Here is an 11488-nt window from a genome sequence, read left to right on the forward strand (position 1 = left end):
TTCGTGCATTCCTGGCCGGCTTTACGTATATATTTGCCGTATGGAAGCCAGAGCCCAACGCCAGCAGGCGCAAACCGATTCACGCCGTGCATTGATGCTCGATGCCGCCCGCACGGTGTTTGAGAAACTGGGCATTGAAGGCGCCAGCATTCGCGAGATTGCCAGGCAGGCGGGTTACACGCCGGGCGCAATTTATTCCTATTTTGAAAACAAGGAAGCGATTTACGGCGCCTTGCTGGCCGAGTCACTGGAGCGGCTCAATGCCGCAGTCGACGCGGCTGGCGACCCTGAACTTGAGCCTGCCGACATGCTGGATGCCAAGGCCAGCGCATGGTTCAGCTTTTTCGCAACGAACCCGCGCGACCTTGATCTGGGCTTTTACCTGGTGCAGGGCATGCAGCCGCGCGGTCTCACGGCAGAGCTCAACTACAAACTCAATGACCGCCTGCATGACGCGCTGCGCCCCTGCGAAACCGCGCTGCAGGCCATGGGCTTGAGTGCCGACGATGCATTGCGCGAAAATACATCATTGTTTGCGCACGGCGTGGGCCTGCTGCTGATGCAGCACACCGGCCGCATACGCATGTTCAACCAGGACGCCACGCTGCTGTTTGAGGCCTACATCATTGACCTGGTGGAGCGCCTTCTTGCTCCCTCTCCCCCTGGGAGAGGGTAGGGGTGAGGGCCAGCACGGCGCAAATATGCGGGGGCGTCATGCACAGGCCGCCAGCCCTCACCCCCGCCCTCTCCCAGCGGGAGAGGAGGTAAAACCGTTTCAGTTTTTGTGTTGCAGTAATCCTCAGGAATAAATATGTTGCTAGATGCCGATGATTCCCAGCTTGTGCTGGTCGACTACCAGACCCGCCTGATGCCGGTCATTTTTGAAAACGAACTTGTCATCGCCAATGCCGTTCGGCTGGCGCGCATGGCTGAAATCATACAGGTGCCGGTATGGGCGACCGAGCAGAACCCCGACAAACTCGGCCCCAACGTGGCGCCGCTTCAGGCCGTGATTGAAGCCGCAGCAGGCCGCACGCTGGCCAAGATGCATTTCAGCGCTGTTGCTGATGGCCTGGGTGAATGGCTGCGGCCGCCTGTGCGCAAGCCTGCGCAGGGCGGCAATGCGCGCAGCCTGCCAAAGCACTTGCAAAAAGCTGCGCCCGAGGAAGAAGAGGGCAGAAGCATGATCGTCATCGCCGGCTGCGAAGCCCACGTCTGCCTGATGCAGACGGCGCTGGATTTGCTCGAAGAAGAGTTTGACGTGTGGGTCGTGACCGACGCCTGCAGCTCACGCACAGAGCGCAACCGCGATGCAGCGTTCGACCGACTGGCGGGGGCGGGGGCTGAACTGGTGACCACGGAGATGGTGGCGTTTGAGTGGCTGGGGACGGCTGAGCATCCGGCGTTCAGGGATGTTCAGAGCCTGATCAAGTAGCCCCTGTTTCAGCCGCCTTTCGCAGCCGGAACTTCATACGAGCCGAACACTTCGCGCGCCGACCGGGTTTCAGGCAGGATATAGACAATGCCGTTTGTTCCGGTGAATGCCGGGCTCACGACCTTGTTGTAGAACGCGGGCGGAACATTGATGCAACCGTAGGAGATGCGTTTGTCATCGGCTGCGGCGCTGCTCAGGCGCTGCGCCCGCCGTTCGCCGGGCGTGCCCTTCACCACTCGGTGCAGAGAGATGGCGGTTTTGTAGTCGATCCAGAGGATTTCTTCACCATGAAGATCGCGAGCCAGCGAGGCGACGAACCGCCCTGCGGGCGTGGTGCGTTCTTCAGGGCGAATGGTCGACAGCTTGCGGTCACCAATGCCGGGTGTGGAGTCGTCGCCGCGTGCCAGGCCCAGCAACGCAGATGCTGCGCCTTGCAGGTTCCCTGAGGCGTCAAACATCAACACGCGCGCCCTGACCTTGTCGACAATCATGAAGGGCATGCCCTGGTTGTTGGCCGAGTCGACCACCCAGTCAGCGACGTGGATGGCCTGCGCTGAGGCTTGCTCTTTTCCGAAGCTGGCGTGCCTTGCATGGCTTGCTGCAACTGGGTCTTTTGTTGGCGTGCCGGCCGCATCCTTAGCCGCAGCCTCCCCGGTCATCTTCACTGCCGCGGCAGCCCGCGAGGTGTCATCGCCAGCGAACGCCGGCTGCAGCACAAGTGTGGCTGCGAGCAGGACCAGCCCATGCCGCAACCATCGCACGGCTCGCCCCGGACCCCTTGCAGACTGCTTCATTGCAAATGCCTGAATCATTGAACGGGCAGGGGTGATTAATGGGGGCATCAGTTCGTCTGCATTACTTCAATTGCGTGCGGCTTTTGGTGCGTAAGTTGGCGCGACGTAGGCCTGCCGCGGTGGGGCGGGCACGACTGCGGGCACTTCTTCTTTTTCCTTTTCTTCTTCCTTGAAGGTGAAAAAGACGTTTCCGGCATCGGAGAAGAATGTCGGCATCACGGCCGACTGATAGGAGGCAAACACTGCAAGCGGAGGTATCGCTACTGGCACATCGGCCTTGGGCTTGATGCTTGCGGTGGTCTTCTGGACAATAGGTCCGCAGCAAGTGGTCGCCAGCGCATACTGGGCCGCGTTGGGGCCGCCCAGGGTGTAGCCTGTGAATGTCACGGACTTGTTGGTTCCAGCGGTCGCGTCGTCAAACGTTGCAGTGGCGCCCGGGCCGGCAATCAGGCTGACGCCTGGAGGGTCGCCCCTCAACGAGTAAAGAATGGTGCTGGTATTGCCGTCGAAATATTTGGTGGCTTCAGGAAACACCAGCATGCGCTGCGACAGCACTGCGCCGGCGGTCAGGATGAATTTGGTGGAATAGTCCGTCGGCGTGGTGTAGGAGACGGGGTTGTAAGTGATGAGGACAGGCGCATTGGTGACGGTGGCAGGTGGGGCCAGCGGTGCGAAGACGACTGTGCCGCCCGCAACACCCGGGCCCGTGCCATCCGTGTCTGCGCTGATGGTCAGGCCACGCGGCAGACCCAGGCTGCGGGTTGCGTCCAGCGTGCCGTTGGTGACGGTGATCTTGCTGCTGATGTTGACATCATTGGCGGCGCACATCATCAGGTTGCCGTCAGTAGTGGTAACGGCTGCGTTCAGATTGACGTTGCGGCCGGCGCTCAGAAGTATGCTTCCGTTCGTTGTGGTCATGGCCGCATTCACGTTCACATCCCGTCCACAGCAGGCTGAAAAATTCCCGTTGGTCGCCGTGACAGCGGCGTTGATGTTGGTGTCGCGGTCGGCGTTCAGCGTCAGGGTGGTCGGCGCACCGGCGGCTGTCCATGTGATCGCGTCGTTGACGAAAATATCACCGTTGCCGGGTCCGGGTGCCGTCTTGATGGTGATGCTGTTGTTGACCAGCTGTGCCGAAAGCGTGACGCCTGAAATATTGCCGCCTGCGCCAATGATGAAATCCTGGGGGTCGATCAACCATGAGCCCATCTGTCCCTGCGGTGCAACTGTGGTCACGCGCACGTCGTCACGGATATTCACGTGGGCCGCCGAGGTTTCAATAAAGCCGCCGTTTCCGCCGTTGGGCGCGCTGGCATCGAGTGTGCCGCCCACGTTCATGGTGCCCGTCTCCATATCGCCAAGAAGCAGGATGGTGCCGTTGCGATTGGCGATGGTTTGAGCCTGGATCACGCCGGTGTTGTTGACGACGGTGTGGAGCAGGTTGCCTGCCGCCTGTGCTGTGAGCAGCACGCGGCCGCCGTCGGCCTGAATCATGCCGCCGTTTTCAACCAGGGCATTGACCGCTCCCTGGGCCACGGAAATATTGAGCAGGCCGTCACCGTTCACATCCATCGTGACGGCGTTGCCGGCTGCGAGCGCAACAGATCCCAACCTCGCGGAAATAACGCCCTGGTTGCTGACGCTTTTCCCCATCAGCGCGACGTAACCGCCATCGGCTGCGGTGATGTTGCCCCGGTTGATGATCGTGCCGCTTCCCGCGTCCGTGAATGAATAATTGCCGGCCATGAAGTTTGCGTCGGTCAGGCTCATGGTGCTGGCGACCAGTCCGCCCACGTTCACCGATGCACCGCTGCCAAACAGCACGCCGTTGGGGTTGAGCAGGAAGACCCTGCCGTTGGCCGACAGGTTGCCCATGATGCTGGACGGATCTGCCCCGAGGACGCGGTTCAGCGCGACCGAGGTGCTGCCCGGTTGCAGGAATTGCACGGTCTGGCCCGCTGCAATCCCGAAACTCTGCCAGTTCACGACGACATTGGCGGTCGACTGTGTGATGGTTGTGGCCGAACCAGCGCTTGAGATGGTGGCGGCGCCAGCGGCAACGACGCCGTTCGCCGGCAGGGCGTACACGGACGCGCCGAAGCTGAGCATCAGGCAGGCTGACAGCGCATTGATGGCGAATCGCGCGACTGATGGCGCTCCACTGATGCCCGAGGATTGTTTGCCCGCCCCTGTGGCGTTCTCCGGGACGGCGACAAATGTTCCCGAGCTTTCGTTCCAGATGGATTTGTAAATTTGGTTCATGGAGGGTTCCTCAAATGTTGTACGGGTTCATGACGGAATAAGCACCGGTCAGAAATATTTGATGGCCTGAATCCAGAACCTGCCGGACTTGTCCGGCGCCGAGATGGCAGCCTCATTGCCCATCTTGACGGCGTAGTAGGCCCGCACCAGGAAGTTGCCGCTCTCGCCCCAGCTTGCGCCTATGCCGTAGGCGCCCAGGCTCCTGCTGTTGATCCCGGCCGCCCAGGGGTTTTTGTTGATGGTGACACGGCCCGCATCCACGAAGCCAATGAGGTGCATCTCGCCCGGCATGCGCTCCGACAATTTGGGCAGCAGCAGGCGGGCTTCGAGATTGACGAGGTAGCCCTCGTCGCCATAAGCCTCACCCTGGGGATAGGCGCGCACGCCGTTCATGCCGCCAAGACCCAGCTTCTCGGACGAGTCGAGGTTTTTCGAAGCGGCCTGCCCACTGAGGGATGCGTAGAGAGACACCGCATTTGTGACCCGCTGCAGTCGCGTGACGGTAAAGCCGAGCTTGCTGTAGGAGCCCTTGGTGCGGGCGCTGGCTGCATCAGCAGCAAGGACCGCTGGCGTCTTGATGTCCAGGTTACCCGCCGACAGTGTCAGTGAGTAGGCGCTGATGCCTCCACCGCCCAGGCTGTCCGTGTGATTGCCATAAAGGCTCCCGATCAATACATTTGCCTTTTTGTCTGTCACAGACGGAAAGGCGTCCACCTTGTCCTTGAAGGTTCGCGCTTCGTAGGCAAGCTGGGTATAGAGATTGGTGTTGCGTGAGCGGATCAGCGGATAGATGCCGTAAATGCTTGCAATTTCTGCGGTACCGCTGGCCAGCAGCGGCGCAAATTCCTTGCCCAGGTGGTACTGAAGCCTGCTGTAGGACACGCCCAGGGTAGCTTTGCCGTATGGAACCTGGTAGGAGAGGCGGCCATAGGTCAGGCCGGAACCGGAAGTGACCGCGCGTACGCTGGCCACATCACCCAGCCCAAGCGGATTGTTCAGGTTGACTGTCGTGCCAAGCCGGTATTCGCCGGTGTATCGGCTGCCTGCGTTGTCGATGTCGACCTCGCCATTGACGCGCTTGCCGGGGGTGAGGTCGATGATCAAATCGGAGCTTCCCGGCTCGGTGCCCGGCACCAGCGTTGAGCTGACCTTGACGCCCGGCGTGTCGGAGAGCAGCAGAAGCCGGCTCTCCAGCGGGTCATTCATGATGGGGTCGCCGCTGTTCAGGCCTTCCAGAAGCCGATAAGCCTGGGCGTCGGCAAGATTGGTCTGGTTGCGCAGAATGACCTTGCCGTATTTCCCCTCGCTCACCTCAATGGTGACGCTGTTGTTCTGGATTTGCTGCGCCGGCAGGTAGGCCCTGGCTACAAAGTAGCCGTTTTTTGCATAGTGGCCCGTGATCCTTGCCGCCATCTCACGCAGTTCGCTGATGGTCAGTTCTGTTCCGGGTGTGAAACCCGCGATGGCGATGAGCTCTGCTTCAGAGTAGGCCCTGGCCCCTGTGACATTCAGGGTGCGAACCAGAATTTTCGTCTGGTCGTTTGTCGTCACAACCGGCGCACCGCGCTGGATGCTGATTTCAGGAAGCGCTTTCTGGGGCAGTGGAGGTGCGGGGATCTGTTGTATCTGGCTACCCGCGTTGGGCAGCTGCTGGGCGTATACGCCTTGCCCCAGCGTCAGCAACGCCAGAGGTAAAAATCCAAATCCGAGAATTTCCGTTCTGGACAGACCTTTACGCACTGTTGGCGGGCGTGGATTCTGCGGGCGTCCGGCAGAGGGCGGTGGGCTGCTTGAATCGTGACTCTGCGCTGCAGCGACCGTTTTGGATGTATTTATTTTTTTCATTGATATATTTATCTCCATTGATGAAATATATCGATGACCGGAAATATAGATGTAGTCGAATGGCCTGTCTTTGGATGGTGTAGGGCCCCCAGTTATCTATTCCGTAGAAGGCCAAAAAGGCTGTTTCAGCCATTTGAATCGGTTAGCCGGCCAATGAATCAGCCCTTGAACGCCATTCAAACAAGGCGTGATTTCAATGCCAGGGGGACTGCAGTTTTGGGCGGCGTCAGGCTGCTGAAAGCCCGTTATCCATAATTATGAATTCAGATTAAGGCCGGCCATATTGCCTGTCCGGACCTGACCCGAAGTGGGCGGGTTGGCGCGATGCGATGTAGTGCGTGACCGGGCCATCGTGAATGTATAGAGTCAGATCGAGCAGAACCAGTCAGAACAAACGGAGATCAATAAACATGACAAGCTACGCAGATTTCTACCGCCAGTCGGTTGACCAGCCCGACGCCTTCTGGACAGAGCAGGCCAAGCTGATCGACTGGCACAAGCCCTTCACCCGCGTCTGCAATTACGACAAGCCGCCATTCGCGCACTGGTTTGAGGGTGGGCAGACCAATCTGTGCCACAACGCTGTTGACCGCCACCTGGAAACACGCGGCGACCAGGCTGCGCTGATTTACGTCTCAAGCGAAACCGGTATTGAAAAGACCTACAGCTTCAGGGAGCTGCACGTCGAAGTGCAGCGCATGGCGGCCAGCCTGCTGGCCATGGGCGTGGTCAAGGGCGACCGCGTGCTGATTTATATGCCCATGATTGCCGAGGCGGCGTTTGCCATGCTGGCCTGCGCACGGCTGGGCGCCATTCACTGCGTCGTGTTTGGCGGTTTTGCCAGCGGCTCGCTCGCTTCGCGCATCGACGACGCAACGCCCAAGGTCATCATCAGCGCCGATGCCGGTTCGCGCGGCGGCAAGGTGGTGGCGTACAAGCCGCTGCTGGATGAAGCCATTCGCCTGGCCCAACACAAACCCGACACCGTGTTGCTGGTCGACCGGGGGCTGGCACCCATGGAACTCGTCAAGGGACGTGACCTGCTCTGGAGTAAGCTGCGCGCCAAATACATGGCCGCACAGGTGCACTGCGTGTGGCTGGACTCCGCCGACATCAGCTACACCATCTACACCAGCGGCACCACGGGCAAGCCCAAGGGTGTGCAGCGCGATACCGGGGGGTATGCGGTGGCACTTGCTGCCAGCATGAAGCACATCTTTGACGGCCGCCCTGGTGAAACCTATTTCTCCACCAGCGACATCGGCTGGGTAGTGGGCCACAGCTACATCGTCTACGGTCCGCTGATTGCGGGCATGGCGACCATCATGTACGAAGGCCTGCCGACGCAGGGCATGGACAAACAACCCGACGGTGCGATCTGGTGGAGCCTGGTCGAGAAGTACAGGGTCACGGCCATGTTCAGTGCGCCCACGGCGGTGCGCGTGCTGAAAAAGCAGGACCCGGCGCTGCTCAAAAAATACGACCTCTCCAGCCTGCGTGCGCTCTTCCTCGCGGGCGAACCGCTGGACGAACCCACGGCGCGCTGGATCAGCGAGGGCCTGAATGTTCCCATCATTGACAACTACTGGCAGACCGAAACCGGCTGGCCGCTCATCACCATTGCCAACGGCGTTGAAAAGAAGGCCAGCAAGTTCGGTAGCCCCGGCATCCCGATGTACGGCTACCGCGTGAAGATACTGCACGAGTCCACAGGCGAAGAACTCACGCAGCCGAATGAAAAAGGCGTGGTCGTGATTGAGGGGCCAACGCCGCCCGGCTTCATGCAGACGATCTGGAAGGACGATGACCGCTTCGTCAACACCTACTGGAAGTCGGTGCCCGGCAAGATGGTCTACAGTACCTTTGACTGGGGCATCAAGGATGAGGACGGTTACTTCTTTATTCTGGGCCGCACCGACGACGTCATCAACGTCGCCGGGCACCGGCTGGGCACGCGCGAGATCGAGGAAAGCATCTCGGGCCATGCGGGGGTGGCCGAAGTCGCCGTGGTGGGCGTGGCCGACCAGCTCAAAGGCCAGGTCGCGATGGCCTTCGTCGTACCCAAGGATTCGTCCGTCATCAGCGACAGCGCCGCGGCCATGAAACTCGAAGGCGAGATCATGAAGCGCGTGGATGGTGACCTCGGCGCCGTGGCACGGCCGTCACGCGTACGCTTTGTGTCGGTGCTGCCCAAGACCCGCAGCGGCAAGCTGCTGCGCCGCGCCATCCAGGCCGTGTGCGAGGGCAGGGACGCGGGCGACCTGACGACCATGGATGACCCGGCGGCGCTGCAGCAGATTCGGGATCGGGTCGCGACGAGCTGAAGAAGCTATTTCTGCGGATGTAAAGTCGGCTTTACATTTTTGGGGCCGAGCGGCGGATTGTTTCGGCCGGCGGGGCATTTTTAGGTCATTTTTTGCCGTTTTTGAGTGTCAAAAACGGCTGAAGACCAATGAATACAGGCGTGAGCAGCTACTGAATTAATAGCAATTCGCTTGTTTCAGCGTCGCCCTGACGCATTCGGGCACTGGTCTGGTAGCTAGAGCTTCAGCAAATTGCAGAAGATCCGCTTTCGGCATAGGTGGAAAATCCGGTGGAGCAGCAGATTCGGGATCGGATGGCTCGAGCCGACAACTTTAGAAGTCTGGCTGACAAGTTACGTAGATTCTTCGTCGAAGTAGTCGCTATCAATTTTCGGGACTTTGACCGTCCGGGAGGAAACTCCGACCTCATGATCAATCATCAGCTCCGCCATTTTTGGCCCATCGACCAGGACGATTCGTTCTACTGATTTCGCGAACTCGATTGCCTGATTCGTGTATCCCGAGGTGGTTATGAATACGCCTTTATTGGCTCTTTGCCCTGCTAGTGCGCCATAGAAACCTTGTACTTCTGGCCGCCCCACGGTACTTTGCCAACGTTTTGCCTGAACGTAAACTTTTTCAAGTCCGAGTTTGTCTAGAGAAATTACTCCATCGATTCCGCCATCGCCAGAACCCCCGACGCGCTGTATGTCTGCGCGGCTTGCTCCGTAACCCATTTTGTGAAGCAAATCCAGAACTATGCTTTCAAAATAGGAGGGGGAAACAGCTTTCAGTGATTCAAGCAGCTCTGCTGCTACTGAACGGCGCAATTCCGATACCGCTCCCGCAAGACGCTCGTCCGGACTGGTGACAGCCGACGCTACGGTCGTAACCTGCAACAAATCGGGGGAGGCGAGTGATTCGCTGCTAGGTGAAGGTCGCAACCTTACGTCCATGAAGCCGATCGCAAGTTGCTCGACATCTTTTTCTGAGAGTGGACCAGTGTGAGACAGGACGAATTGCCGTCCTTCTTCAGTTAGTTGCCAAAACCCCCGGCGAGGACTGGTGGACAAACCGGCTCGTTTTAGACGATCGTGGGCCCAACCAGCTCGATTCTTGTATATCGGTTGGGATCCGCTAGGAAGTAATTCTTGTCGATCAATCTCAGATACACCTAGGGTTTGAGCCGCTGCTTCATGCGCATCTCGTGCTGAGGCCCCATTTGGGTGAGATGCGTAGAAAACGCAAAATGGGTTCGATGAATTTGTCGTAGGTGGGAACAGCCATTGGTTGTTTTCTTTCGCTGGGATTTTTTGGTTATAGGACTATTTAAAGTTTGATAGGACTGTGCACTATTTAATGCTGAGGGCCAAATCGATCTTGGCCTATTCTGGCAAATACCGCTTCAGCAAATCACAGAAATGATCAGCCGCCGGCGTCAGCGGCAGATCGGGCCGGCGTATGAGCACGATGTCGGGCGCCGGCAGCTTTTCCTTGATGTTGATGACCTCCAGCACATCGCGCGTCAGCGGAAATTCATTCCACTGCGCCGGCAGGATCGCCAGCAGATCGCAGCTTGAGAGAGCCACCATCACGGACAGCGCGGAATGCGTCTGAAGGGTGATGACGGGCGGGGGCATCTTGTGTTTGGCAAACAGCTCGTTCAAATCCGTCGCAGCATTGAAGTCGAGGGTAGTGGTGGCCCATTCGGCTTTGGCGAGATCCTTTATGGACTTTGCGCCCGCCAGCGGGTGGCCGCGCCGGCCAATCACAGTGCGTGTGTTTTTCAGCAGTGTCTCGGCAACCAGCCCGCCTGCGGGTTCGCCGCGTGGTGAGGCGCCCAGGTAGAAGTCAATGCTGCCGTCCTGCAGGCCGGCCTCCATGGCGGGGTAAAGGCCTTCAATGATCTTGAGCCGTACCAGCGGATAGCGGCGGCGGAAGACCGGCAGGGCTTCGGGCAGCATGCCCATGTGCGGCATGATGGACAGGCCCACCGTGATGGTGCCCAGCATGTCGCCGTCGGTCTGGTCGAAATCCTCGCGCGCACGGCGCACCTCGTTGATCACTGCACTCGCGCGTCGGTGAAACAGCTTGCCGGCAGGCGTCAGCACCATGCCACGCGCTTCACGTTCAAACAGCGTCACACCCAGCTCGCGCTCCAGTGCGCCAATGCTGCGCGTCAGGGCCGGCTGGGCCAGGTCAAGGTGGCGGGCTGCGGCCCTGAGGCTGCCGCGTTCAACGACTGCGACCATGTCGCGCATCTGTGTGAGTTTCATGTCTTCAAGGAATGGTGATCAAGGTTTACCCTTGAAAAGGGTATGTATTTTTGGCATCGGTGAATGAATTTTGCCATCTTTTTTTAATCGCTTACAGCGACTAAATTTCGGCATCGGCTGGTCAACAGGCCATCGCGAATTTCATAAATTCAATAAATACCGGAGACAAAAACATGACATCCATCACCACACGCCGCAGGCTAGCCCTGTTCGCAGCAGCCTTTGCAGCCACCCTCGGTCTCGGCCTGAGTACCTCCGCATTCGCCCAGGCCTGGCCCAACAAGCCCGTGCGCATGATCGTGCCCTTCCCGGCAGGTGCCGCCCCCGACGTCATCGCCCGCCTGGTCGCCGACAAGCTCGGCACCGCCTGGGGCCAGAGCGTCATCGTCGACAACCGCCCCGGTGCAGGCGGCATTCCCGGCATGAGCGCCCTGGTGCGCTCCGCCAATGACGGCTACACCATAGGTTTTATCCCCGCAGCGGTTCTGACTCTGACGCCAGAGCTCTACAAGAACCCCCAGTTCAACCCTGACACCGACATCGTCCCTGTCGCCGCTGTAGGCACCAGCCCCA

At 59.4% G+C, this 11488-nt stretch carries 9 protein-coding genes and 1 pseudogene; 4 read left to right on the forward strand and 6 right to left on the reverse strand.

Annotation, left to right across the window (positions count from 1 at the left end):
- Positions 1 to 40: 40 nt before the first annotated feature.
- Positions 41 to 676, forward strand: coding sequence for a TetR/AcrR family transcriptional regulator (locus HYX42_RS12935; RefSeq protein ID WP_293403618.1), 636 nt, complete (start codon positions 41 to 43; stop codon positions 674 to 676).
- Between the two features lie 135 nt (positions 677 to 811).
- Complete coding sequence (locus tag HYX42_RS12940) at positions 812 to 1435, forward strand: isochorismatase family protein (RefSeq protein WP_293403620.1); 624 nt, start codon at positions 812 to 814, stop codon at positions 1433 to 1435.
- 8 nt (positions 1436 to 1443) lie between these two features.
- Here HYX42_RS12940 and HYX42_RS12945 read toward each other — a convergent pair whose 3' ends face one another.
- From HYX42_RS12945 to HYX42_RS12955, 3 genes are all read right to left on the reverse strand, one after another.
- The gene (locus tag HYX42_RS12945) at positions 1444 to 2229 is read right to left on the reverse strand and encodes a hypothetical protein (RefSeq protein WP_293403622.1); all 786 of its coding nucleotides are present in this window, start codon (positions 2227 to 2229) and stop codon (positions 1444 to 1446) included.
- Positions 2230 to 2295: 66 nt separating this feature from the next.
- Positions 2296 to 4491, reverse strand: coding sequence for a filamentous hemagglutinin N-terminal domain-containing protein (locus HYX42_RS12950; protein WP_293403624.1), 2196 nt, complete (start codon positions 4489 to 4491; stop codon positions 2296 to 2298).
- Positions 4492 to 4539: 48 nt separating this feature from the next.
- A complete protein-coding gene (locus HYX42_RS12955) occupies positions 4540 to 6231 on the reverse strand; it encodes a ShlB/FhaC/HecB family hemolysin secretion/activation protein (protein ID WP_293403626.1) in 1692 nt (563 codons plus the stop codon).
- A gap of 461 nt (positions 6232 to 6692) precedes the next feature.
- On the opposite strand from HYX42_RS12955, the gene HYX42_RS12960 reads away from it, so the two are divergent.
- The gene (locus tag HYX42_RS12960) at positions 6693 to 8660 is read left to right on the forward strand and encodes a propionate--CoA ligase (protein WP_293403628.1); all 1968 of its coding nucleotides are present in this window, start codon (positions 6693 to 6695) and stop codon (positions 8658 to 8660) included.
- Between the two features lie 332 nt (positions 8661 to 8992).
- Here HYX42_RS12960 and HYX42_RS12965 read toward each other — a convergent pair whose 3' ends face one another.
- From HYX42_RS12965 to HYX42_RS12975, 3 genes and pseudogenes are all read right to left on the reverse strand, one after another.
- Positions 8993 to 9712 (reverse strand): restriction endonuclease, encoded by a 720-nt coding sequence (locus HYX42_RS12965; protein ID WP_293403630.1) that lies wholly within the window; start codon positions 9710 to 9712, stop codon positions 8993 to 8995.
- A 3-nt stretch (positions 9713 to 9715) separates the two neighbouring features.
- Positions 9716 to 9949 (reverse strand): annotated as a pseudogene (locus tag HYX42_RS23235) (winged helix-turn-helix domain-containing protein); the annotation flags it as partial.
- Positions 9950 to 10024: 75 nt separating this feature from the next.
- Positions 10025 to 10915, reverse strand: a complete 891-nt coding sequence (locus HYX42_RS12975; protein ID WP_293403632.1) for a LysR substrate-binding domain-containing protein — start codon at positions 10913 to 10915, stop codon at positions 10025 to 10027.
- A gap of 173 nt (positions 10916 to 11088) precedes the next feature.
- Here HYX42_RS12975 and HYX42_RS12980 point away from each other — a divergent pair.
- Positions 11089 to 11488: tripartite tricarboxylate transporter substrate-binding protein (locus HYX42_RS12980; protein ID WP_293403634.1), on the forward strand; the 400-nt coding region annotated here is incomplete at its 3' end.

This window comes from Polaromonas sp. (genome assembly GCF_016185115.1).
In the GTDB taxonomy this organism is placed as follows: Bacteria; Pseudomonadota; Gammaproteobacteria; order Burkholderiales; family Burkholderiaceae_C; genus Polaromonas.

Bases quoted from the DNA above. Each gene is read 5' to 3' on its own strand.
- HYX42_RS12935 (WP_293403618.1), top strand. From the start codon at position 41: ATGGAAGCCAGAGCCCAACGCCAGCAGGCGCAAACCGATTCACGCCGT.
- HYX42_RS12940 (WP_293403620.1), top strand. From the start codon at position 812: ATGTTGCTAGATGCCGATGATTCCCAGCTTGTGCTGGTCGACTACCAG.
- HYX42_RS12945 (WP_293403622.1), bottom strand. From the start codon at position 2,229: ATGAAGCAGTCTGCAAGGGGTCCGGGGCGAGCCGTGCGATGGTTGCGG.
- HYX42_RS12950 (WP_293403624.1), bottom strand. From the start codon at position 4,491: ATGAACCAAATTTACAAATCCATCTGGAACGAAAGCTCGGGAACATTT.
- HYX42_RS12960 (WP_293403628.1), top strand. From the start codon at position 6,693: ATGTATAGAGTCAGATCGAGCAGAACCAGTCAGAACAAACGGAGATCA.
- HYX42_RS12975 (WP_293403632.1), bottom strand. From the start codon at position 10,915: ATGAAACTCACACAGATGCGCGACATGGTCGCAGTCGTTGAACGCGGC.